We start from the raw sequence: 22,108 nt of genomic DNA, 5'->3' as shown, positions 1-22,108 counted from the left end.
ATTAATACAAATGTATTCCATTTCTTTCCTAATATGACTAATTGTGTATAGTAAATTTTTCTCTTACCATATTATATTTAAAAATCAAATTTCTACTTTTTTCATTAAAAATTACCATTTCACTTGGTACTTCTCAAGAATAAGACGTCCTCTAATTGAATATAGTTTCATCTTCTTAGTAATCAAATAATAAAAATCATTATTGAAATCAGTTATTTCACTCTATCTAAATCTGGAAAAACCTTACATCTATTCTTTTCCTCAGCACGTCCTCGTTACTCTAGATAAAGATGTTTTAGTGAGTTAGCCCTTGCATTTTCCCAAAAGACTATATATAATAATAAAAACTCAATATCAATAGCAATGAAAAAGGCGTAGTACAATTACCCACTGATTTCTAGAGAGCTTGTGGTTGGTGAAAACAAGTATCAAGGTAAATTGGAATTGGACTTTGGAGCTAATTATTAATGAAGTGATCTTTAAGTTTTAAGATAATTAGGGTGGCAACGCGGTTCATTCGTCCCTTTTCATGAGGGAATGAATGGGCTTTTTTTAGTTTCTACGATAATTTAAAGGAGTGAAGCAAATTATGAATACCATTTTTTCTGGGATCCAACCTAGTGGGACACTAACATTAGGGAACTACTTAGGGGCAATTCAACATTTTGTAAAATTACAAGAGGATCATAATTGTTATTTTTGCGTGGTTGATGAACATGCAATAACAGTTCCACAGGATCGCCTAAAATTAAGAGAAAACATTAAATCACTTGCAGCCTTATATTTAGCATCGGGAATCGATCCAAACAAGTCTACATTATTTATTCAATCAGAGGTTGCTGCGCATACGCAGTTAGGTTGGATGCTACAGTCGCTTAGTTATATGGGAGAGCTAGAGCGCATGACACAATTTAAAGATAAGTCTGAAGGAAAAGAAGCCGTTTCTTCTGCCCTGTTTACGTATCCATCGCTTATGGCAGCAGATATTCTATTATACAAAACGGATATTGTTCCCGTCGGAGAAGATCAGAAACAGCATTTAGAATTAACAAGGGATTTAGCACAGCGATTTAACAACAAATTTAATGATATCTTTACAATTCCGGAAGTTAGCATTCCAAAAGTAGGCGCTCGTATTATGTCATTACAAGAACCTACGAAAAAAATGAGTAAATCCGATGAAAACGAAAAAGCATTCATCTCCATGCTGGATACACCAAAGAAAATTGAAAAGAAAATTAAAAGTGCAGTAACTGATTCAGAAGGCGTTGTTAAATACGATAAAGAAAACAAACCTGGCGTATCAAATCTACTGACAATCTACGCAAGCTGCACTGGTGAATCCGTAGAAGCAATTGAAGAAAAATATGCTGGGAAAGGTTATGGGGATTTCAAACAAGGTGTCGCAGATGCAGTAATCCATGTATTGCAACCAATTCAAGAGCGATATAATGAATTAATTGAATCTGAGCTTCTTGATGAGATCCTTGATCAAGGTGCTGAGAAAGCCTCTTTCACAGCTAACAAGATGCTTGCAAAAGCTAAGAAAGCCATGGGATTAGGTAGAGTTAAGAAGAAAAAATAAAAAATCAGTGAGGGAAAACTTCCTCACTGATTTTTTGATTTTTGTTTGGGTACTCCTTGTTCATAGCTATGCTCAATTTCCCACATTTTTTCGAGGAAAGGCTGTCCCTTGATTAATTTCGCACAAAGGTCTTCATGAGCTCTGCTCCACCCAACTTTTACACCATCATATAATGCTTGCCAAACTTTTTCCTCATCCATAAAACGAATAAACGGATATTTTTTCGGATCCCATTCGGTTAACCAATAACGTAATTCCTCAATATTATTCGTTGTACGAAGTTGATCGAGCCCCATCATGAGCAATTGCTTTAATTGCCGCTCTCTTCTCGTTAAGCCAAATACTAAATCTGGTGACATCGAAAGCATATGATACTCTTTCTCATAGGAATCCGCATCAAAATCAAAGTTTTGTGGTTTTACTTTTTCAATCATATCGTACACGAGTTGCTCTTGTCTTGGAATGAGTCTACTTTTTCGAATTGGAATACGGTACCCAATGGTATCAAATGCTATAATATCATTTCCATCTGTTACAACACATGCATAATCTAGTCCTGTTCTTTCTTGCCCTTTTCTCAAATAGGCTCGTTTATATATCATATCTAGTAAAGGCTTCGGTAGATCATGCATATCATTTTCAATATAATTATATAAGCCTTCCGTTATGTACAACAATGGGACCTGATCTAAAAGCTCAATTTTATCGTCTTTTCGCCATTCATGATAATAACATACGTTATACCCGTTTTCCTCACCTTCAAACCAGTTCACCCAAACATCGTGCAAATATAACATACAACACCCCTCACTTTTGAATGAATCATTTTCGAGGTTGTTCAAAACCTTGTTGTTATCATGTTTTGAACATCACTTAACATACATTATGACCATCCTGAAAAAATTTATTCGAAGTGAAGTAAGATTATGGTTTATTTGGAAAACGATAAATAACCAGTGTCATGATAAGAAGTCCAATCGGAAGAAAGTAGCATTCTATTCTACCTTTAATAAAAATAAAATATTCTACCCATGATACACCAGCAGGTAAAAAGTTCATATACGCGATCGTAGTAACTCCGCCTGTAACAGCTAGCCCAAATCCTATTAGAAATAAAAACATATACCCCATATCCATCACCATGCTTGTCCTATATTATTTATCTAATACTATGCTAGGATAGATGGATACATGATAGCTTTAATAGAATTTAGAAAAAATATTGTAGAAGGAAGAAATGTAGCAAAGAAAAAAGACTGACCCCTAGGCCAGTCTTCTAAATCAACAATTATTCTTCAAATTTCTTAAACACCAATGCAACATTATGTCCGCCGAAACCAAGTGAGTTACTAACAACAACATTAACTTCCTGTTTCCTAGCTTCGTTTGGAACATAATCTAAATCACAATCAGGGTCTGGAGTTTCATAGTTTGTAGTTGGTGGTAGAACGCTATCTTCTATCGCTTTTATCGATATAACAGACTCTATTCCACCTGCTGCCCCTAACAAATGACCTGTCATGGATTTCGTAGATGAGACTGCTAATTTGTATGCATGATCCTCAAATACCGTTTTAATTGCTTCAGTTTCAAATTTATCATTCAACTCTGTACTTGTACCATGTGCATTAATATAATCCACATCTGTTAGTGAAACGCCAGCGTCTTTAATAGCATGCTGCATAGCTCTTGCTGCTCCTTCACCATGCTCAGCTGGTGCTGTAATATGGTAGGCATCACCAGTTGCGCCATATCCTACGATCTCCGCATATATATGCGCACCACGTGCTTTTGCAGACTCCAACGTTTCCATTAGTAGAATTCCTGCACCTTCACCCATTACAAATCCGTCACGGTCTTTATCAAATGGACGACTTGCCTTTTTTGGATCTTCATTAAGTGATAAAGCTCCTGCTGTAGAAAATCCTGCAAAGGACATATTTGTAATTGGCGCTTCTGCTCCACCAGCGATAATATAATCGACATCTCCACGTTCAACCGCTTTATAGGCATCACCTATCGAATTGGCACCAGAAGCACAAGCTGTTACGGTACAAGAGTTGATTCCTTTTGCTCCAAGCTGAATGGACACTTGTCCCGCTGCCATATCAGGAATCATCATCGGCACGAAGAATGGACTAACTCGTTTATACCCTTTATCCAAAAAGCGACGGAATTGGTCTTCATACGTTTGCATTCCACCAATTCCAGAACCAATCCACACACCTACTCGATGGGCATTCGAATCATCAATTGTTAGCTTTGCATCTTCGACAGCCATCTTTGAAGCCGCCACCGCAAATTGGGTAAATGAATCCATCTTTCGTGCATCTTTTTTATCCACAAAATCCGTTGGGTCAAAATCCTTCACCTCAGCTGCTACTTGCGCTTTAAAATCCTCTTTATTAACTCGTGTTACGAAGTCAACTCCCGATTTACCAGCTAATATATTTTCCCACATGGATTGAACGTTGTTTCCAACAGGGGTAACCGCTCCTAGTCCAGTGATAACTACTCTTCTTTTCTCCATTCGTACTCCCTCCTATGTTCTATAATTTTCGCTTTTATTATTTTCATGATAGTTTATTTCCCCCAACGTAGAGCAATTGCGCCCCATGTTAGACCCGCGCCAAATCCTACTAATACGACTAAATCATCATTCTTAATTTTACCATTTTTTACAGCTTCTGATAAAGCCATTGGTATAGAGGCAGATGAGTTATTTCCATATTTTTTAATGGACGTTGCCATCCGATCTTCCGAAATACCTAACTTCTCTCTAGCTGCTTCCATAATTCGAATATTGGCTTGGTGTGGTATTAAATAATCTACATCTTCTTTATTTTGACCAATTTTCTCAATGACATTTACAGATGACTCTGGCATCTGTCTCACAGCAAATTTAAACACTTCTCGACCATTCATATACAAATATCCTGATTCAGGATCTTGGTATAAATGCTCTCCACCAGATCCATTGGAACCTAACTCAAATGAGAGGATGCCTTTTCCGTCAGCCACTTCTCCCATTACGGCTGCACCAGCCCCATCGCCAAATAATACACACGTATTACGATCGGACCAATCTGTTATTTTAGATAGTTTTTCTGCACCCACAACTAGGATATTTTTATATACGTTTGATTCAATAAATTGTTTCGCTGTGACCATGCCATACATGAACCCAGCACAAGCAGCACTTATGTCCATTGCTGCAGCTTTAACTGCTCCTAGCTTTTCTTGAAGCATGCAAGAAACGGATGGAAATGGTGTATCTGGTGTCACTGTAGCTACTAGAATAAGATCAAGATCTTCTCCTTTTACATTCGCTTCTTCCAAAGCAGCCACAGAGGCACGATAAGCCATTTCTGAAGTCTCCATATCATCCTCTGCTATCCTTCTTTCCTCTATCCCTGTTCTTGTGCGAATCCATTCATCGCTCGTATCAACAATTTTTTCAAGGTCTTTATTCGTTACAACTTTTGATGGAGCGTAATGCCCTGTACCTAATACACCTACACCCATATATACATCCCCTTACGTAGTATATCTTATTATCAATTCTTATGACTTGGTACTAATTTTAATGCAAAATATCCTTATTTGCAAGTTGCAGTTGTTCCATATGCCAGTAAAAAGTTATTCATTACACTTCATTTCCATTACACGCTTGAACTAAGCAATTCATTTGGCAAAAGCGCAAGTGCCTTATGTAGTTTCGGTAAGTAAGCTTAACAAAGCCAAATTTTGATACATTCTTCTCTATCAAAAAAATTACCTAATCATTGATTAGGTAATAAACCAGTATTTTTATAATTTTCAATAGCTTGCTCTAACGTATGTTGAAAATCTTCAGGAACCTCTGGGCTGAACTCACCAAAGGTAATAAAATTGTCTTTAAAATCAAACGTAAGTATTTCTCCTTCTAGTTCCCCTTCACTAAACTGGTCAGCTGTTAAAGTGTATAGTTTGTCTACATGTTGTACGGTGCTTGTTAAAACCGTTTTCGGACCAATATCGTGTTGATCCGATACAAAACCAATAGCAAATAAACCATCTTCACTAGCAGCTTTAATAACTTGTTGACTAAATGCATCGCCAGCAGGATAAAAGACATCTACGCCTTGTTGTTTAAGCTTTTCATACATTTCTAATGCGATTTGGTATTCATTCCAGTCATAGATAAAGTCCATATTTACTTCTGTCATTGGATTTTGATACTTTACCCCTTCATAAAATCCTTCAATCTCTGGTTGCCATTGGTATGCTGCAATAATACCGACTTGATCTGTTTCAGACATCTCACTTGCTAACATCCCAGCAAAGAAACCCATTGCGTGTGAATTAAATGTTAAACTAGTAACATTATCACTATAGTATGTCCCATTAAAATAAACAAAGTGAACATCTGGATATTCTTGACTAATTTCAAAAAACGTTTTTCCATATGCACTACTGTGTCCAAAAATTAAATTAACGCCGTCTTCTACAAATTCATCAACGGCTTCCTTAATCTCTTTTTCCTCTATGATACCTTCTTTATATTCTACATTTACATCAAATTCTTCTTTAATACTTAATAGACCCTGGTACCCTTTTTCTCCCCATGCTTGATCATCAATGTTTCCTTCAAGCAGCAAGCCAACCTTTTGTAAGTTTCCTTGTTTTGCATGATCACCGCAGCCTGTTGTGAGCAAGAGAATGGCAACCATAATGAATAGTACGATGTATCGTTTTTTCAAAACTCAAGCACTCCATTCGTTCACCCAGATCTTTACGTTTCATATAACTTATTATAACGTCTAAAATGCTCTTTTAGCTTATTAAGACGATCTTCTATAGATACATTGTCACGAATGTAGAGGCAATTTTCAAGTTTTAGGCTTTCTTTATTCGTTTTTTTCCTTGCGAAAACGTCAATTTGGCTGGGCAAATTACTACTCTCTACCCACTGCAGCATTGCTGTCAAAAAATCTTCAATATAAACAGCTTCTGTCAAAAAACGATTTGATTCAAATGATATAAATTGATCCTTATAGTAACATCCATCTTCTGTCATAGGCATCCATTCCCCAATTAAAATAGGTGTATTAATTTGAACAATATTATTTGAAGAACTATGGTAGTTGCTATCTCCAATTAGTAAGATACGGCTTGCGGAAATGTTAGAAATAAGTGAGGTATCTCCAATAACAATCGCTGTTTCATAGTTCGCTAACGCCTGTTCTTCCACGAATGTAAACTGGCTATTCCTACCAATAAACATGGATAAATTATCTTTTTTTGTTGTGTCCAGTTTATCCAATCCATCCACTTTATTTCCATTATCAAGTAGATAATTAACTAAATGATACCCGATCCAATGAAAGCAATTCACTACTAAAAATGACAAATTTACTCCCTCCTTCTTCACTATACTCACCACAATTAAATACTTTCATTTTATAAGATGATTTGGTAAACTATATGATATATGTACTAACTAAAGTAAAGGTATTCTTAATTTATATGATAAAAAATGAGGTGTAATGTATGCGGTATCTTATGACAATTGTTTGGGCAATATTAATTGGATCTGTATTATCATACGTACTAACGAGTATGGCAGGTGATTCATTCGCAATTACCGATACGCTTGTATTGTCTGCAATAGTTGCGATTGCAATTTTTGTACTAGGTGATGGCGTAATTAAAGCTAAGAGCGAATAACAAGTACGAGTAATGCCATACATACATGCTATTATAATAATAGTTCAGTGAATATCTTGAGAAAAAACCCTTGCCTCTTGGTAATGAACGGCAAGGGTTTTCCTACTTTAAAATTGCATAATTTTAGTACCAAGGTAATACACTTAATGCAGTTAAGGCTGCTAATGGAAGGACAAGTCTACGGAATCTTCTTCCAGGTCCAAAATAACCTGGATACCCAAATCCGTACCCTGGGAAGCCATATCCTGGAAATCCATATCCAAAACCATAACGGTCATCATCGTCATCACGCATCATTTGTCCCGTTTGTTGTGTTCCAGGTTGCCCACCAGGCATTTGTTGCGTGCCTTGCATTGGTTGTTGCATTCCTGGATATTGCTGCATTCCTTGCATTGGTTGTGCTCCTGGATATTGCTGCATTCCTTGCATCGGTTGCGCTCCAGTCATTGGTTGTTGAGCACCTGACATTGGATCATTTGGCACGGCCATATAGACATATTCATCGTCTAATCCAGTAACAATCCCATCAACTTGAGTTCCGTCATTCATTTCTGCTAATACATACGAATGCATGTGTTTTTTACATAAATCGTACATATGTTTATGTTTGTGCATATTACCAACCTCCTCACCAACAGACTATTCAATTGCCTATTTTTTGGTGACACTTGCGGAGATTGGAATAATAAGATAAAACTTCAAACAGGGGAGAATTTTCCCAACCCTGCTGATTTTTTGATGGAGGATTGAGCCGAACGGGAATAATCCCACCTTACTTTTTTCACTTCATGAAGCTTTTCGAGTGGGGGATTAACGCGCAGTTACATGCGGAAGAATAGAAAAGTCTTTCATATTAGGAGGTAAATCTTTTGGAAACAATGAGTGAATTTTGGACATTATTCAACTATATACTACTTGGAACAATTCAGGGGATTACCGAGCCAATTCCCATTTCTTCAAGCGGACACCTTATCATTTTACGAGAGATTTTCGAGATCGATGCAGAAGGTTTATCCTTTGAGATATTGGTTAATTTTGGCTCATTAATCGCTGTGCTATTAGTCTATCGTAAAGACATTATTCGCCTTATTCAAAACGGCTTTCGTTTTTTAGTATCCAAAGACCCAGATGCAAAAAGCGATTTTATGTTTATTGTATTTTTAGTTATTGCTACGATTCCAACTGGAGTTATAGGTCTTCTATTTGAGGATAAAATAGGAGATTTAAGTCGTGCCTACACGGTTGGAATAACTTTATTAATTACAGGGGCTGCATTGTGGATTATACGTAACTTGCGTGGGAATAAAAACGATGGTGAAATCTCAATGAAAGATGCATTAATTGTAGGCTTTGCTCAGTCTGCCGCTCTAATTCCAGGTATTAGCCGTTCAGGTGCTACCATAGTCGCAGCGATGCTCGTTGGAATGAAACAGGAAACGGCATTACGTTTTTCCTTTTTATTATATATCCCGGTAAGTTTAGGATTGGGAATACTATCCGTCGGAGACATGATCAACGATCCAGATATGGATGCGTTGATGATTCCATACCTATTAGCCTTTATGGCATCTATTATTGCATCCTATTTTGCGCTAAAATGGTTCATGGGTATCATGGCAAGAGGAAATCTAAAATACTTTGCTTTCTACTGTTTTATTGTAGGGATCTTATGTATTCTATTCATGCGTTAAATTCGAAAAGGGAATTGCTTACGTGGCAATTCCCTTTTTCATTTGCTCTATACTGGATATGAGCGTAATTATGATTTTTTGAGCGCATTTTTGTCGAATTTGAGCATTACTGTTATTTTATGAGCACATGCTTATGCTTTTTGAGCATATATCCTTTTTTATGAGCATTTCCACTACAAGCTATGCTTTTGTTTTTTTCTTTTCCCGCATTGCTCGGGGAATATACACGCAATATGGTTCACTTTCCATGTAATCTCCTGTTACATTATAGGCACGTGATCGTGAGCCTCCACATACATGGCGGAATTCGCAAACACCGCACTTCCCTTTATACTTGTCTGGGTTTCGTAAGTTTTGGAACACCTCTGATTCCCGGTAAATCTCGGCTAGAGGAGTTGTTCGTATGTTCCCTGCCTTTATTGGTAATAACCCACTTGGATAGACATCTCCTGTATGTGAAATAAACACAAATCCGTTCCCATCATTTACTCCTTTTGGCGCACGACCAAGACCGTCAATTTGTCCTGTTTTTCCATTCATTAGTGCATCTTCGTAAAATATATGCTCTTTATCACTCATTCCCTTTTGCTCGCGCATTTTATTTTGGATAACAACGCGACGATAATGTTGAGCTGCAGTTGTCTTAATGTCAAATGGAACACGTTTGGAAAGTTTGTACAACCATCGCAATACTTTCTCATGTTCGGCAGGTGAAATCATATCGGATTCCTTCCCCCTCCCAGTCGGTACTAGGAAAAATACACTCCATAAGACAACACCTAGTTTTTCTACCATTTCAGCCATCTCATCCAAATATTCATAATTATATTTGGAGATTACCGTATTAATTTGTAATGGCATATCTAATTCGTGTAAATAATTGATTGCGTTCATGGTTAAATCAAAGGACCCAGATGTTCCACGGAAATGGTCATGTACCTCGGCGCAATGTCCATCAATACTAAAAGCCCATCTTGATAAACCGACATCCTTTGCTTTTTGCATTGCTTCTTTGGTCACATTTGGCGTTGCCGATGGTGTCATCGATACCCGAACACCTTTTTTCACCGCATACTCCGCTATGTCAAATACATCTGGTCGTTCTAATGGATCACCTCCAGTAAATACAAGCATTGGATTATCCATTTCATATATGTCATCGATTAATTTCTTTCCTTCTTCAAAATCTATTTCTAATGGATGGCGATGATATTGTGCCTCTGCACGGCAATGTAAACATTTTAATTGGCAAGCGCGTGTCAATTCCCAAATAACGATAAATGGATTCTTATTGTAATCACGAGCAAACATACTATCCCTCCAGCATATTAAATGACTTACCTTTAATGTAAAGGAAAATAAATTCATTAGATGTGATATATTTCACTAAATAAAGTGATGTCATAAAATATACAAAAATAGATCTCCCACAAAAGAGAAGATCTATTTTCTAGTCATTTATTCTTTCCTATTACTACTCGCCAAAGAGTCGGTCCACTTTCTAGATATTCCCAAGTAAACGTCCCCTCTCGTTCAATCATAAATTGATAGTGCAATGGCTTTGGATCGTGATCATTAGATAATTCCATAAACTCGCCGTTATTTAATGCATCAAAAACTTGTAAAATCCTTGGATGTCTTACGCGTGGTTCAATATCTGGAGCGTGTAACTTCACGGCAATTTCTATACCTTCCATTTTGAAACCTCCTCTATTTATTACATATTCATCGTAAGCCTTTTCTTTCTAGGGAGTTGTGAGTAGCTACACAAACAACATATGATTTATATCACATATTTCCATAAATCATTCTTTTATTATTTCTATAGGTAGAAATATGGTACGATAGTAAAAACCCATCATTGATAATAGAAAGGGGTTTAAGATGAATATACAGACCGTCAAGGAACTCTTACAAAAGTTTCCTATTTTCAAGGATCTTACAGATGGAGAAATGGAGCCAATTCTTGATTTAGCCAAACACCGCATGTATCGACAAGGGACCCATATATTTATGCAAGGTGATCCGTTAACAAATGTATATTTTATACATCAAGGAAAAGTAAAGATTTATAAAACCGATATACATGGCAAGGAACAAATCGTTAATGTTTTACAAAAGGGAGATATGTTTCCTCATCAAGGGTTCTTTCGTCAGGATGATTATCCTGCACATGCAGAAGTTGCGGAAGACGCTTTGTTGATTTATATTCCGATTAATTTATTTGAAAACTTTTTATTAACGCACCCGGAAATCTGTGTAAAATTATTTCGTGTCCTAGGAGATATTATTGTAGATTTACAACGAAGATTAGAAGAAAAAATTATGCTTAATACGTATGATCAAATTATTATGCTCCTCATACGCTTAGGAAACAAACACGGCCGCGAATTAGGGAATGGAAATATCCATATTACCACACATTTCACCAATCGAGAACTGGCAAATATGATTGGTTCAAGCCGAGAGACCGTAAGTAGAACACTTACCCAACTAAAAAAAGCTGAACTAATCACCAACGATGAGAAAGGCGACCTTATCCTAGACATCGAAGCCCTCGAATCCGAATTATTCTAATAAGAAAAGGTGCCAGGCACTTGTCGAATTTCGACAAGTGCCTGGCACCTTTTTTTGGCTTCTTTAATCAATCTGGAATTCCGAGTGCAATTTTAGCATAGCGGGACATTCTTTCTTTCCCCCATGGTGGACTCCAAACGATATCTACTTTGACCTCTTTTACTTCTGGAATATCTGCCAACGCACGTTTTACATCTGCCTCGATATGTGCAGATAGCGGGCACCCCATTGCTGTAAGTGTCATTGTAACCGTACATAATCCTTCATCATCTAAATCTACATCATATATCAAACCAAGGTTTACAATATCAATACCTAATTCTGGGTCAATTACATTTTCCAATGCTCCCATTAAATTCTCTTTTAATGCTTCATCCATGACCTCTACCTCCTTTACCATTCATACCTATATTTAAACATATTTTACGTCCAATTAAAAATGATTTTCATCACACTATAAGTTCTTTTCAAACCATTTTACGGTTTCTAATATCGCAAAACGAGTTACTTTGTGATCCTGTCCTTTTTCCCTTAGAAATTTAATGTTTCCCTTATCTTTATACATCTCTCTTGTCTCTTCATAAAAGGAATGGGAATGATCAAAGGGAACCGTAGGATCTTGATCCCCATGCCAAAATAGTAAAGGTCGCTGCTCTAATTTTTCTGGCTGTAAGGATAAATCGAGTTCCTCTAGCTGATTATAAATCAACTCAATTTCCTCATCTGTAATCGGTAGGTCTCCTGCCTTTTTATAGCTACTCACTAACGCTTTAGCATAGGTAGTAATTTTAGGTGAACCCATTAGAATAGCTGCGGTCTTAATCCAAGGATATTTTGTTAGTACAGCCGAAGTCGTAATCCCTCCCATACTCGTTCCAGCAACACCAATTCTTTCATCCAATATTAAATTATGATCATCTAAGTAATTTTTAATATCATTAAACTCTTTCACATTTTGCATCACGATATCCCAAAAAGAAACATGTAATTTTAGCGATGAAATGTCCTCTTCTCGATCACCATGTAGTTTACTATCTGGAAGGATTACCCGATATCCTTTTTCTGCTAACAGATATGCAATTGGTAAATTATGTTCTTTCGCACTGGTAAACCCGTGAAAATATGTAACAACTGGTAGTGGCTCGTCTTTTTTTGCAGCATCTACAACAATAATACTTGAAATCGTATCCCCTATCGTTTCTTTGTATACGCCAATCATACTACTCAGATCCTCTCTTAAAAAATTTCCTCTTTTATCCATAGTAATACCATTTTTTTGTATAGGCAAAGAATTTCGACTTTACTTATTAATTAACTCCTTATACACTATAGGAATACGAGGTGAAATATATGGAAAATAAACAACATTTAATTGCATTAGATTTAGATGGAACACTCTTATCCGATAAAAAGGAAATTAGTGAAAAAAACAAGCAAATCCTTCATCAAGCAATGAAACAAGGCCATATTGTAGTAATTGCTACTGGTAGGCCACACCGTGCAAGTATTCAATACTACCACGAGCTAGGATTGAAAACACCGATGGTTAATTTTAATGGTGCCCTCATTCATCATCCTACTGATAAAAAATGGGACGCGCTTCATAGCCCAATGCCAAAGCGAACTGCCTTAGCTGTGGTTGAGGCTTGTTATGAATTAGATGTTAACAATGTGTTAGCAGAGGTTAGAGACGATGTTTTTTTAGACCGTTATGACCAAGAGATTATTGATTTATTTCAACATGTAGGAAATGAAGAATCGCCGTTTACGATCGGAAGTTTGAAAAGCCACTTAACTGAGGATCCTACTTCCTTATTAATCCATCCGAAAGAAGACCATATCACAGAACTACGAAATCATTTAACAGATTATCACGCAGAATTTATTGAACACCGCAAATGGGGTGCTCCGTGGAATATCATTGAAATTGTCAAAAAAGGCATGAGCAAGGCCGTCGGTTTGCAAAAAATATCGCAATATTATCATATCCCGAAAGAGCGAATTATTGCATTTGGAGATGAAGATAATGATTTAGAAATGCTTGAGTATGCTGGTGTTGGCGTAGCAATGGGCAATGCTATAGACGAGCTTAAATCGGTTGCAAATCATGAAACAGAAACAAATGAACAAAATGGTGTAGGGACTTTTATTGAAGAGTACTTGAAGTTAGAGTCACGCGCATTTTAATTGTTATATTTTTTTACTGATACCGATATTTTCCTACCATATTTAAATTAAAATGAACCATACTAGCTAGTGAACGTATCATTACGTTCACTTATTTTGTTGGGGGGAATCTTCTTGGGCAAAAAAAGCAAATCAAGACGATTTAGTCAACAAAGTGCTGATTCTGTTAAAAAGCATGACGAAAAATTTCCTTATCGATCACGCTTTACTGATGCTGAACGCAAAGAAGAAGAAGCAGATCACCATACGCTAGGAGGGTTTTAAATGGCAAATGGAAATGGAAACCTATTACAACAAGCTATGGATGCTGTAAACCGCATCACAAATAATAACCAGGCAAGTGATCAAGATAAGCAAGCTGCACACAGTGCAATTCAAGCTGCTTATAATGATGCTACCCCCGCTGAAAAACAGCAATTGCAACAGCTTGAACAACAATTGCAACAACATCAGCTTAGCTAATCAAACCTCCGAATTCACTTACTGGAGATAATCTTGTGATGGTAATTACTAATTCATTCAAATAGGATGAAAAAGGATTACTGGAAGCAAGCACCATGAGAAAAAGGTGCTCCTAATTATTGGGAGCATCTTTTCTTTTTTAATTCTCCTCTAAATCTGCTAATATGTAACTATAATTGGATTTATAGGAGGGATTATCAATGGGAGTAAGAGTAGAAGCTACACCAAATCCTAATGCATTAAAATTTACGACTGATAAACTAATTTTTGAAGGAACGAATAGCTTTTCTATTCGTGCTGGGGAAACGAGTGAACACGAAATTATGAATGAATTAATGAAACTTGATGGTGTTGATACCGTTTTCGGTTATCAAAATTTCATTACCGTTAATAAAGAGTTTGACGCGGAATGGGATGCATTAACACCTAAGGTAGAAGAAGTATTTGAAAAATACGGATACTAATCGCGCATGAAAAACACAGACTACAGCTAACCTTGAACATCAGCTTAGTTGTACATATGATGTAAGAGAAAAAAAACGCTTGGATATTATTATCCAAGCGTTCTGCTTTACCTTATTTTGTTTAACTTCACTTTAGTTGTAGTTGAAGACCGTTTATTTTGAAACGTTTTTTGTGTAAAATCTCTCACCTTATTTATTTTCTTTTGATCTAATTAATGTTACCAATGGAAAAACTGTGAATAATGATGGTAAAATGTAAAAATATGAGATGGCAATAATTCCTGTCACACACGAAACCAAAAGTAAAGAGGCCGCATACTTTTTATTCCGTTTCATTAAATTAGCACCTACAATCGCTATTACACCACTAATTACACCCAAAAATCCGATGTTACCAAATGTATATGAGTCATCGATGATGGCAAACAACTGACAAAATAAAGATATAACGATACCTAAAACCCCGCTTAATGTTGCTAATGTTCTCATTATAAAATACTCCCTTTCTCAATTTAATCACTAAAAAGAAATTAATAGATTGTCAAAAAATAATAATATTAAAATATCGAATGATATAATTATCCAAAATAATTTACTTTTAAAGAATAAATAATGAACAGCATTGGTTAAGCATACAAAAGGAAAGTAAAACAATATTACACTACTTGTAATTAAGGAAGCATTCCCTAAGTATGACTGAGCAAGATATATTATCATCCCTAGAATTAGAAATCTTACCATAAGCATTAGCACCAATAAACTCCTCTTAAAAAGAATTAATTTTTTAAATGGAGATGGCTTTACTTTTTCGATATATTGCACCTGTTCATCAATAGGTTCTTCATGAATACCGAATGTTTCTTGGACATTATCTAGGTGGCCTTTACAGACATCACACTCTTCAACATGTTCGTTGATAACTTTTTTAACATTGGCATCCAAATCTTGATATAAGGGTAATAATTCATAGGCTAACGTGTGCAGCTTTTCGCTATTTCCCAATCTAATCCCTCCTTGTATTATCTTTAAGCACTGTTTTCTTCAATCTAAATAACTTTGATTTAACTGTGTTTACTGGTACATCTAATAACTGAGCTATCTCATCAAACTTATATCCGTAATACTCCTTAGCGATAAAAATGGAACGGTCTAATTCGGAAAAACCTTGTAAGGCTTGTTTTATACTTTCCCTCATTAGAAAGGTTATTTCTGGATTATCCGTATTCCCTATTAGTTTGACCATCACATTTTCATCTTGGAAAAGCGTAGGATTTTTCTTTCGTTTAAAATCAATAAATAGATTTTTTGCACAAGTTATTAGCCAACTACGAAAATAGGTGACAGTGACAACTTGTTCCGGGTTTTTCAGAACTTTTAGGAACGTTTCCTGTATTAAATCTTCAGCTATTTGATCATCTTTTGTCAGTTTAAGTATAAAATTTTTTAAATAGAGATAATTCTCTTCATACTCTTTCTCTATTAAAACAAATAAACTGTCGCGACTGTTGCTCATTGAATCTCATCCCCCCCACTACCCATAAATGAAACGAATCGCAACGGTATAAAGTTGCATTGATAAAAAAATTCAAGGAAACCTATCTTAGTAAAGGTTTCCTTGAATTTTTTATTGTCAAACGAAATAAAAACGCATTTTCTTCGTAAAATTACGTAGGATTTAATTCTTCATACTTACGATAAAGTACCATTACCAACAATAGCATGCTCAAATGTTGTGATGACAAATATAATTACACCTGATATGACTGCGAGTAGTAATTTAATAATAGGACCATATATAGGGTGTTACCAGAAAATTGAAAATGCTAATACTTGAATCAAGATCTTATAGATTGTCAGTATCAAATTTATTGTAAAGCCAAAACATGAGCCTGTTAACAATATATACTTCAAATTAGCTTCCCTCTCGAAATCAATTTGCTTCTTTAATTTAAGTATACTAGTTCATATTCACAATATTATATTACCATAAATACCCAAATTTTAGTGTTTTGTATAGAAAACTAGTACCATAATTGGAGAATTTTAGCAACCGAATTATGCAAATGACAAGAGTCTACAGGTCCCTGTAAACAACTGATTATTAGGGGATCAATTTACTATATTTTGTGTTTAACGTTATTAAATTAACAAATAAAAGCAGTCCAATCTATATGGTGATTGGACTGCTAAAAGGATTATTATTATATAGTAAGTTAAAGGTACATCAAACTGTCTTTTTCTATTCGAGATAATCCTTGCCTTAATACTCTGTCAAATCAATCGGTATATAATTCGGATTCACCATGTCACCATTCTCTCTTTTGGCATACAGCTGAAGTATTGGAACTTCAGTTGAGTTTGAAACGTCCTCACTTATATCAACTTCAATCGAAAAGTCAACCCATTCATCTGCTTCGCCATCAACAGGAACTTCTGTTTCTTCTTGGATTTCTTTTTCCCCTACTAAAACCATATAATAGAAAGCATCATCGGGCGTATTCGCTTCGCCAGTAATCTTAGCTACATTATTTTCTACTACTACTTCAACATTTTGAAATTGAACCGAAGTTGTATCCTTCACATCACCTTCATTTACTGCTTGCTCTTGTTCCGCATTTCCCCCCTGTTCTTGCTCCGCTTCTTCATCAGCACTACATCCTAACAGTGTGAATGCAACTGTTAAAAATAATAGTAATTTTTTCACCATTTTTCCCCCTAATCCTTGCGAAAAAATCCAAAAATACCGGTCGTTTGAACGATATTCGTGAATGCTTGTGGATCAATTTCACCAATTATTTTCTCTAAATCGTATAATTCATAACGAGTAATGACAAGATACATCATATTTTTATCTTCTTTTGTATACGCACCTTTTGCTGGCAAAATGGTAATTCCTCGTACCATTTTATTATGAATTGCTCGCTGTAACTCATCTGCTTTACGTGTAACAATCATAGCTGTAAGCTTCTCGTGTCGTGTATGGATGGCGTCTATGACCCTCGTTGTTACATATAAGGTAACTAGTGTATATAATGCGTTTTCTGGTTCATACAAAACACCGGCTAAAGCGATAATAACTGCGTTCAATGAAAGAAAATATACACCAATAGGTTTATCTTTCATTCGGGATAGTACCATGGCAACGATGTCCATACCACCTGTAGACGCACCAAATTTCAAGGTCATCCCTACACCTATTCCGGCAATTAATCCCCCAAATACGGCATTTAAAATAATATCTTCTGAAAGCTGAATAATTGGAATGATTTCGAGAAATAGAGTTGTAAACATTACAGATACAACACTATATATAGTAAAACCTTTTCCTACTTTAAACCAACCTAAAATCGCAACTGGAATATTTAAAATAAATAGCAAAATACCTGTTCCAATTCCAATTCCAAAAAAGTCTTTAAAAACACTCGAAATTAACTGTGCTGCTCCAGTGAATCCACTTGCATAAACATTTGCTCCAATTAAGAAGAAATTCAGTGAAATGGCACCAAGCAAGGCTCCTACAATAACTACTGCAATTCTTTTTGCTTCGACTAAAAACATGGCTGCCTCCTTATCAAACACCAAACTGCTAATACTATAGCTTTTCCTAGTTATTTCAATATTAATACAATATGCTTTGACTATCTTCCCGTATAGCTATAAACTAAACATAACACATTTATTATTAAAGATTGAAGGTGAAACAATGACAGTAAAAATTCTTGCTGATTCAGCATCGGATTTGTCAAAAACCCATTATAACGAATATGACATCGAAATGGTATCATTAACTGTTCATTTAGAAGAAAAAGATTATGAAGACGGACAAACAATCTCACCCAAAAAAGTATATGATGCGATGAGAGAAGGAAAAGCACCGAAAACATCTCAAGTATCTCCTCAGACGTTTAAATCGGTCTTTACTTCTTATGCTGAATCCAATCAACCCTTATTATATTTAGCCTTTTCTTCCGAATTGTCCGGTACATACCAAACAGCTAAAATGATGGAACAAGAAGTGAAAGAGGATTACCCAGATGCTCCGATCCATGTGGTGGATACCAAATGTGCTTCGATCGGATATGGTCTTGTAGTTTTAGAAGCTGCTAAAATGGCTAAAGCGGGAAAAACAGTCGAAGATATTCAAGAGGATGCTAAAAGACGAGCAGCTAATATGGAGCACATTTTTACTGTAGATGACTTAGAGTATCTTTACCGTGGTGGGCGTGTAAGTAAAACAGCTGCATTTGTAGGAACATTACTAAAGATCAAACCTATTTTACATGTTGAAGCTGGTAAATTAGTTCCTCTTGAAAAAATTAGAGGATCTAAGAAACTTTTTGGACGAATGCTAGAAATTATGGAAGAACGTGGTGGAAACTTTGAAAATCAAACGATTGGTATTAGCCATGGTGATGACCTCGAGCGTGCAGAACAGCTAGCCGAAATGATTCGAAATAAATTCGGCGTAAAAAATATAGAAATCGAAATGGTTGGATCAGCTATTGGTGCCCATGCAGGACCAGGAACCATTGCATTATTCTTCTTAAATAAGTCATTTTAATACGTGAGTGATACTGTTTCATCGACATACCGTTGAAGCAGTATTTTTATACTCTCTATTCTAAGAATCCTGTGGAAACATAAGTAATCCCTATCCCACAATAATTTGAAACAATTATTTTGGAACCTTCGTCTTATTAGCAAAAGGGATTAACCTTTCAAAAATGAGGTGAAAAAGGTGAAAAAGAAAATAGGGTTAATTAGTATTGCGATTATTTTCGCAATCGGAATTGGTTTCTACGTCTATAATGTTTTATCTGATGAAACATCAGCAGAGATTCCATCAGCTTCTAGTTTTGCTCCCACTTTTAAAGATTGGACGGTACACTTTTCAGAGGAAATGAACCCTGAAACATTTACAACGAGTACGGTCACTGTGACAAATGAAGACGGTAAACAGGTACCAGTTTCCTTCGAGTGGAATGATGATTTTACCGTATTAACACTTGAAGCCCCCACTGAAGGCTATACTGTTCATAAAAACTATACCATTCATATTTCAAATTCGGTCGAAACAGCAGATGGAAATAATTTAACGAAGTCCTTCACGCATAATTTTGAAGCTGTTGAAGAATTACCAAAAATCAAAGATAACCAACAACTCCTAACCTTATTAAAAGAGCGCATGCAACAACCAGAACAGGAAAATAAATTATTTTCCTTTGGTAACGAAGATTCCGCAGACGATTCTGCTGAAATGGAGAGTGCTACTGTAAATGATAGTGATAGTGGAGCTTCTGTTTCCGAAACAAATGTTCAAGTCAGTGGAATTGACGAAGGCGATACGGTTAAAACAGATGGAGCGTATATTTATTTCGCACGAGATAGTGATCTTGTTATTGCTTCCGCTGCAGAAAAAGATAGTAAAGTGATGAGCACCATCGAAGAGGAACGGTTTACCCCAAGGGAAATCTATGTCCAAGATGACATGCTTATAAGTATTGGTCATACGCATGAACCAATACGGGAAACGAAAGAGCCTGGTGGAGAAACAATAAATGAAGACATCGCTATATTTCCCGTATACTCCAGTCAAACAACTGTATTTATCTATGATATAACGGATCGGAATAATCCTGACCAAATACGCGAGGTTACATTTGAAGGATCTTATAACGCTTCAAGATTAATGGACGATCATTTATATCTAGTTGCGAATGAACGGCCTCCATTCCATATTCTAGAGGAAGAAGAAAATATGGAAATACGTCCTTTTGTTAAAGATACAGCGATTAGTGACGAAGGCCAACCGGTTGATTTTGACGATATGTATTTCTTCCCAGAAAGTGACGATGAAACTTATTTATTATTATCATCGATTGACTTAACAGATATGGAAAAAGAGGTACATGTAGAAACCTATTTAGGCGCTTCGAATGAAATGTATATGTCCGAGAATCATTTATATATTGCCGTAAATAAATACGATGATAGTGAAGAAAAAACTTCTAGTAGTGGACCTGAAATTGCTATCGCTCGTCCTGCCCATGATACAGAAATTAATCAGTTTAAGATTGATAATGGATCCATTAGCTACAATGCATCTACTGTAGTAAACGGGACATTAATTAATCAGTTCGCAATGGACGAACGTAACGAAACCTTTCGTGTAGCTACGACGAAAGGCAATACGTGGAATAACGAAGAGGAATCAACAAATAACCTATACACATTTGATATCGACTTAAACCCCCTAGGTTCTGTTGAAGGTCTTGCTAAAGGGGAACGTATCTACAGTGTCCGCTTCATGGAAGATATTGCTTACATGGTAACATTTAAAGAAGTGGATCCACTGTTTGTTATTGACTTACAAGATGCAACCAACCCTACCGTTCTAGGCGAATTAAAGATTCCTGGATTTAGTAATTATTTACATCCTTTAGACGACAACCATGTGATTGGATTCGGGCAGAATACAAAATTAGAAGAAAACGAGCATAGTTCCGAACCTATCGTAAGAACAGATGGGATTAAAATTTCAGTTTTTGATGTCAGCGATCTTACAAATCCTGTGGAAAAATATAGTGAAGTAATTGGCCAAGGTGGCTCACATACCGAGTTAAACCATAACCATAAAGCTTTGTTTAGCCACCCATCAAGAAATTTATATGGACTTCCAGCGATGTTATTTGAAACCAAAACGGTACAAAAAGATGATATGACGTATGAGGAGCAAGACTTCTTGTTTCAAGGGGCATTACTATACCATATTACAGCAGAAGATGGGATTCAATTGAAGGATACAATAACCCATCAAGATGAAAATCGACAAAACCATCCAAATTGGGAAGGAGAAATTAAAAGAATAGTTTCTGTGAACGATACGATCTACACATTGTCCTTTGATCAAATGAGCGCATATGATATCGATTCTGAAGCAATCCTACAAACAATTGAATTCCCTAAAATGAAGCATATGTATTAATTATTGGAACACTCGCCCTTACGAGTGTTCCTCTTTTTAACTCCACCATTCAATTTTTACAAAATCGTTACGCATGAACTAGCTACCTCCGACATACATTCGTAATAGATACCTTTATGGCTCTTAAACTATTGAAGGAGGAATCGTATGCTGGTCAATGAATTAGTTACTGCTTATGAAGCCGAACGGAAAGAAGCCCCCAGAACAATGAACGATTTGCTAGATTATTATCAAAAAAAGTATATCGCAGGAGAAATTGATATTAAAGATTATCGTGATGTTTATAATTTTTTACACCAACAAGGGGCTACCTCCGCACATGAATATATGTAACGAAACTTTATAATCGCCTACCTAAGTCCTTTATAGGGCTTTTTTCTTTTTACCATGATTGAATTAATTTGATTCGGGAAAACTAAACAGTAAACGTTTTGAATCATAGGAGGCA

27 protein-coding genes and 1 other annotated feature are annotated in these 22,108 nt (G+C 36.0%); of the genes, 11 read left to right on the top strand and 16 right to left on the bottom strand.

What is annotated here, in order from left to right:
• Nucleotides 1-354 precede the first annotated feature (354 nt).
• Nucleotides 355-528, top strand: a binding site (T-box leader).
• A 61-nt stretch (nucleotides 529-589) separates the two neighbouring features.
• Nucleotides 590-1,585 carry a tryptophan--tRNA ligase gene (gene trpS / locus BMX40_RS08130; protein ID WP_090868685.1) on the top strand — a complete coding sequence of 332 codons (996 nt, stop codon included), beginning with the start codon at nucleotides 590-592 and terminating at the stop codon, nucleotides 1,583-1,585.
• 23 nt (nucleotides 1,586-1,608) lie between these two features.
• Here the strand turns inward: trpS and BMX40_RS08125 are convergent, their stop codons facing one another.
• The 6 genes from BMX40_RS08125 to BMX40_RS08100 all read right to left on the bottom strand — a co-directional run bounded on the left by BMX40_RS08125 (nucleotide 1,609) and on the right by BMX40_RS08100 (nucleotide 6,977).
• On the bottom strand, nucleotides 1,609-2,382 hold the full coding sequence (locus BMX40_RS08125) for a YjbA family protein (RefSeq protein WP_090868683.1): 774 nt from the start codon (nucleotides 2,380-2,382) through the stop codon (nucleotides 1,609-1,611).
• A gap of 127 nt (nucleotides 2,383-2,509) precedes the next feature.
• Nucleotides 2,510-2,716 carry a YuzI family membrane protein gene (locus BMX40_RS08120; protein ID WP_090868681.1) on the bottom strand — a complete coding sequence of 69 codons (207 nt, stop codon included), beginning with the start codon at nucleotides 2,714-2,716 and terminating at the stop codon, nucleotides 2,510-2,512.
• Between the two features lie 157 nt (nucleotides 2,717-2,873).
• A complete protein-coding gene (fabF, locus tag BMX40_RS08115; protein WP_090868679.1) occupies nucleotides 2,874-4,115 on the bottom strand; it encodes a beta-ketoacyl-ACP synthase II in 1,242 nt (413 codons plus the stop codon).
• A 53-nt stretch (nucleotides 4,116-4,168) separates the two neighbouring features.
• A complete protein-coding gene (locus BMX40_RS08110) occupies nucleotides 4,169-5,110 on the bottom strand; it encodes a beta-ketoacyl-ACP synthase III (RefSeq protein ID WP_090868677.1) in 942 nt (313 codons plus the stop codon).
• A 257-nt stretch (nucleotides 5,111-5,367) separates the two neighbouring features.
• The gene (locus tag BMX40_RS08105; RefSeq protein WP_244513430.1) at nucleotides 5,368-6,327 is read right to left on the bottom strand and encodes a BMP family ABC transporter substrate-binding protein; all 960 of its coding nucleotides are present in this window, start codon (nucleotides 6,325-6,327) and stop codon (nucleotides 5,368-5,370) included.
• Nucleotides 6,328-6,359: 32 nt separating this feature from the next.
• Nucleotides 6,360-6,977, bottom strand: coding sequence for a hypothetical protein (locus BMX40_RS08100; protein ID WP_090868675.1), 618 nt, complete (start codon nucleotides 6,975-6,977; stop codon nucleotides 6,360-6,362).
• A 140-nt stretch (nucleotides 6,978-7,117) separates the two neighbouring features.
• Here BMX40_RS08100 and BMX40_RS08095 point away from each other — a divergent pair, with 140 nt between their 5' ends.
• Nucleotides 7,118-7,294, top strand: a complete 177-nt coding sequence (locus tag BMX40_RS08095; protein ID WP_090868673.1) for a DUF2929 family protein — start codon at nucleotides 7,118-7,120, stop codon at nucleotides 7,292-7,294.
• Nucleotides 7,295-7,417: 123 nt separating this feature from the next.
• On the opposite strand, the gene BMX40_RS08090 is transcribed toward BMX40_RS08095, so the two are convergent.
• Nucleotides 7,418-7,909 carry a hypothetical protein gene (locus tag BMX40_RS08090; RefSeq protein WP_090868671.1) on the bottom strand — a complete coding sequence of 164 codons (492 nt, stop codon included), beginning with the start codon at nucleotides 7,907-7,909 and terminating at the stop codon, nucleotides 7,418-7,420.
• Nucleotides 7,910-8,172: 263 nt separating this feature from the next.
• Here BMX40_RS08090 and BMX40_RS08085 point away from each other — a divergent pair, with 263 nt between their 5' ends.
• The gene (locus BMX40_RS08085) at nucleotides 8,173-8,985 is read left to right on the top strand and encodes an undecaprenyl-diphosphate phosphatase (protein WP_090868996.1); all 813 of its coding nucleotides are present in this window, start codon (nucleotides 8,173-8,175) and stop codon (nucleotides 8,983-8,985) included.
• 180 nt (nucleotides 8,986-9,165) lie between these two features.
• Here the strand turns inward: BMX40_RS08085 and BMX40_RS08080 are convergent, their stop codons facing one another.
• Nucleotides 9,166-10,296, bottom strand: coding sequence for a TIGR04053 family radical SAM/SPASM domain-containing protein (locus BMX40_RS08080; protein WP_090868668.1), 1,131 nt, complete (start codon nucleotides 10,294-10,296; stop codon nucleotides 9,166-9,168).
• 143 nt (nucleotides 10,297-10,439) lie between these two features.
• Nucleotides 10,440-10,682, bottom strand: a complete 243-nt coding sequence (locus BMX40_RS08075; RefSeq protein ID WP_090868665.1) for a DUF2249 domain-containing protein — start codon at nucleotides 10,680-10,682, stop codon at nucleotides 10,440-10,442.
• A gap of 187 nt (nucleotides 10,683-10,869) precedes the next feature.
• Between BMX40_RS08075 and BMX40_RS08070 the strand changes: the two genes are divergently transcribed.
• The gene (locus tag BMX40_RS08070; protein WP_090868661.1) at nucleotides 10,870-11,562 is read left to right on the top strand and encodes a Crp/Fnr family transcriptional regulator; all 693 of its coding nucleotides are present in this window, start codon (nucleotides 10,870-10,872) and stop codon (nucleotides 11,560-11,562) included.
• A 67-nt stretch (nucleotides 11,563-11,629) separates the two neighbouring features.
• On the opposite strand, the gene BMX40_RS08065 is transcribed toward BMX40_RS08070, so the two are convergent.
• Entirely contained in the window at nucleotides 11,630-11,941 is a 312-nt protein-coding gene (locus BMX40_RS08065) for a metal-sulfur cluster assembly factor (protein WP_090868659.1), read from the bottom strand.
• Between the two features lie 75 nt (nucleotides 11,942-12,016).
• Nucleotides 12,017-12,781: a serine aminopeptidase domain-containing protein gene (locus BMX40_RS08060; protein WP_090868993.1), complete on the bottom strand. Its 765-nt coding sequence runs from the start codon at nucleotides 12,779-12,781 to the stop codon at nucleotides 12,017-12,019.
• Between the two features lie 131 nt (nucleotides 12,782-12,912).
• Between BMX40_RS08060 and BMX40_RS08055 the strand changes: the two genes are divergently transcribed.
• The 4 genes from BMX40_RS08055 to BMX40_RS08045 all read left to right on the top strand — a co-directional run bounded on the left by BMX40_RS08055 (nucleotide 12,913) and on the right by BMX40_RS08045 (nucleotide 14,675).
• Nucleotides 12,913-13,749: a Cof-type HAD-IIB family hydrolase gene (locus BMX40_RS08055; protein WP_090868657.1), complete on the top strand. Its 837-nt coding sequence runs from the start codon at nucleotides 12,913-12,915 to the stop codon at nucleotides 13,747-13,749.
• A 114-nt stretch (nucleotides 13,750-13,863) separates the two neighbouring features.
• Complete coding sequence (locus tag BMX40_RS20190) at nucleotides 13,864-14,013, top strand: hypothetical protein (RefSeq protein WP_170840714.1); 150 nt, start codon at nucleotides 13,864-13,866, stop codon at nucleotides 14,011-14,013.
• Entirely contained in the window at nucleotides 14,014-14,211 is a 198-nt protein-coding gene (locus tag BMX40_RS08050; protein WP_090868655.1) for a DUF3813 family protein, read from the top strand. It begins immediately after the preceding gene.
• A gap of 200 nt (nucleotides 14,212-14,411) precedes the next feature.
• Nucleotides 14,412-14,675: a NifU N-terminal domain-containing protein gene (locus BMX40_RS08045; RefSeq protein WP_090868653.1), complete on the top strand. Its 264-nt coding sequence runs from the start codon at nucleotides 14,412-14,414 to the stop codon at nucleotides 14,673-14,675.
• 189 nt (nucleotides 14,676-14,864) lie between these two features.
• Here the strand turns inward: BMX40_RS08045 and BMX40_RS08040 are convergent, their stop codons facing one another.
• From BMX40_RS08040 to BMX40_RS08020, 5 genes are all read right to left on the bottom strand, one after another.
• The gene (locus BMX40_RS08040; protein WP_090868651.1) at nucleotides 14,865-15,164 is read right to left on the bottom strand and encodes a hypothetical protein; all 300 of its coding nucleotides are present in this window, start codon (nucleotides 15,162-15,164) and stop codon (nucleotides 14,865-14,867) included.
• Nucleotides 15,165-15,194: 30 nt separating this feature from the next.
• Nucleotides 15,195-15,677, bottom strand: a complete 483-nt coding sequence (locus tag BMX40_RS08035; RefSeq protein WP_090868649.1) for a hypothetical protein — start codon at nucleotides 15,675-15,677, stop codon at nucleotides 15,195-15,197.
• A gap of 1 nt (nucleotide 15,678) precedes the next feature.
• Nucleotides 15,679-16,188 carry an RNA polymerase sigma factor gene (locus tag BMX40_RS08030; protein ID WP_090868647.1) on the bottom strand — a complete coding sequence of 170 codons (510 nt, stop codon included), beginning with the start codon at nucleotides 16,186-16,188 and terminating at the stop codon, nucleotides 15,679-15,681.
• A gap of 747 nt (nucleotides 16,189-16,935) precedes the next feature.
• Nucleotides 16,936-17,379, bottom strand: coding sequence for a hypothetical protein (locus tag BMX40_RS08025; RefSeq protein WP_090868645.1), 444 nt, complete (start codon nucleotides 17,377-17,379; stop codon nucleotides 16,936-16,938).
• Between the two features lie 11 nt (nucleotides 17,380-17,390).
• Nucleotides 17,391-18,233 (bottom strand): YitT family protein, encoded by an 843-nt coding sequence (locus BMX40_RS08020; protein WP_090868643.1) that lies wholly within the window; start codon nucleotides 18,231-18,233, stop codon nucleotides 17,391-17,393.
• Between the two features lie 145 nt (nucleotides 18,234-18,378).
• On the opposite strand from BMX40_RS08020, the gene BMX40_RS08015 reads away from it, so the two are divergent.
• The 3 genes from BMX40_RS08015 (at nucleotide 18,379) to yppF (ending at nucleotide 21,993) form a co-directional block, all read left to right on the top strand.
• The gene (locus BMX40_RS08015) at nucleotides 18,379-19,236 is read left to right on the top strand and encodes a DegV family protein (RefSeq protein WP_090868641.1); all 858 of its coding nucleotides are present in this window, start codon (nucleotides 18,379-18,381) and stop codon (nucleotides 19,234-19,236) included.
• Between the two features lie 177 nt (nucleotides 19,237-19,413).
• Nucleotides 19,414-21,660 carry a beta-propeller domain-containing protein gene (locus BMX40_RS08010; RefSeq protein WP_090868639.1) on the top strand — a complete coding sequence of 749 codons (2,247 nt, stop codon included), beginning with the start codon at nucleotides 19,414-19,416 and terminating at the stop codon, nucleotides 21,658-21,660.
• A 147-nt stretch (nucleotides 21,661-21,807) separates the two neighbouring features.
• A complete protein-coding gene (gene yppF, locus BMX40_RS08005) occupies nucleotides 21,808-21,993 on the top strand; it encodes a YppF family protein (RefSeq protein WP_090868637.1) in 186 nt (61 codons plus the stop codon).
• Nucleotides 21,994-22,108 lie beyond the last annotated feature (115 nt).

Origin of the sequence: Oceanobacillus limi (genome assembly GCF_900111445.1) — a bacterium.
Taxonomy (GTDB): Bacteria; Bacillota; Bacilli; order Bacillales; family Amphibacillaceae; genus Ornithinibacillus; species Ornithinibacillus limi.
The sequence above is the reverse complement of the archived record's forward strand: the minus strand, read 5'-3'. Positions and strand labels throughout refer to the sequence as shown.

Bases quoted from the DNA above. Each gene is read 5' to 3' on its own strand.
- trpS (WP_090868685.1), top strand. From the start codon at position 590: ATGAATACCATTTTTTCTGGGATCCAACCTAGTGGGACACTAACATTA.
- BMX40_RS08125 (WP_090868683.1), bottom strand. From the start codon at position 2,382: ATGTTATATTTGCACGATGTTTGGGTGAACTGGTTTGAAGGTGAGGAA.
- BMX40_RS08120 (WP_090868681.1), bottom strand. From the start codon at position 2,716: ATGGGGTATATGTTTTTATTTCTAATAGGATTTGGGCTAGCTGTTACA.
- fabF (WP_090868679.1), bottom strand. From the start codon at position 4,115: ATGGAGAAAAGAAGAGTAGTTATCACTGGACTAGGAGCGGTTACCCCT.
- BMX40_RS08110 (WP_090868677.1), bottom strand. From the start codon at position 5,110: ATGGGTGTAGGTGTATTAGGTACAGGGCATTACGCTCCATCAAAAGTT.
- BMX40_RS08095 (WP_090868673.1), top strand. From the start codon at position 7,118: ATGCGGTATCTTATGACAATTGTTTGGGCAATATTAATTGGATCTGTA.
- BMX40_RS08090 (WP_090868671.1), bottom strand. From the start codon at position 7,909: ATGCACAAACATAAACATATGTACGATTTATGTAAAAAACACATGCAT.
- BMX40_RS08085 (WP_090868996.1), top strand. From the start codon at position 8,173: ATGAGTGAATTTTGGACATTATTCAACTATATACTACTTGGAACAATT.
- BMX40_RS08080 (WP_090868668.1), bottom strand. From the start codon at position 10,296: ATGTTTGCTCGTGATTACAATAAGAATCCATTTATCGTTATTTGGGAA.
- BMX40_RS08075 (WP_090868665.1), bottom strand. From the start codon at position 10,682: ATGGAAGGTATAGAAATTGCCGTGAAGTTACACGCTCCAGATATTGAA.
- BMX40_RS08070 (WP_090868661.1), top strand. From the start codon at position 10,870: ATGAATATACAGACCGTCAAGGAACTCTTACAAAAGTTTCCTATTTTC.
- BMX40_RS08065 (WP_090868659.1), bottom strand. From the start codon at position 11,941: ATGGATGAAGCATTAAAAGAGAATTTAATGGGAGCATTGGAAAATGTA.
- BMX40_RS08060 (WP_090868993.1), bottom strand. From the start codon at position 12,781: ATGATTGGCGTATACAAAGAAACGATAGGGGATACGATTTCAAGTATT.
- BMX40_RS08055 (WP_090868657.1), top strand. From the start codon at position 12,913: ATGGAAAATAAACAACATTTAATTGCATTAGATTTAGATGGAACACTC.
- BMX40_RS08050 (WP_090868655.1), top strand. From the start codon at position 14,014: ATGGCAAATGGAAATGGAAACCTATTACAACAAGCTATGGATGCTGTA.
- BMX40_RS08045 (WP_090868653.1), top strand. From the start codon at position 14,412: ATGGGAGTAAGAGTAGAAGCTACACCAAATCCTAATGCATTAAAATTT.
- BMX40_RS08040 (WP_090868651.1), bottom strand. From the start codon at position 15,164: ATGAGAACATTAGCAACATTAAGCGGGGTTTTAGGTATCGTTATATCT.
- BMX40_RS08030 (WP_090868647.1), bottom strand. From the start codon at position 16,188: ATGAGCAACAGTCGCGACAGTTTATTTGTTTTAATAGAGAAAGAGTAT.
- BMX40_RS08020 (WP_090868643.1), bottom strand. From the start codon at position 18,233: ATGTTTTTAGTCGAAGCAAAAAGAATTGCAGTAGTTATTGTAGGAGCC.
- BMX40_RS08015 (WP_090868641.1), top strand. From the start codon at position 18,379: ATGACAGTAAAAATTCTTGCTGATTCAGCATCGGATTTGTCAAAAACC.
- yppF (WP_090868637.1), top strand. From the start codon at position 21,808: ATGCTGGTCAATGAATTAGTTACTGCTTATGAAGCCGAACGGAAAGAA.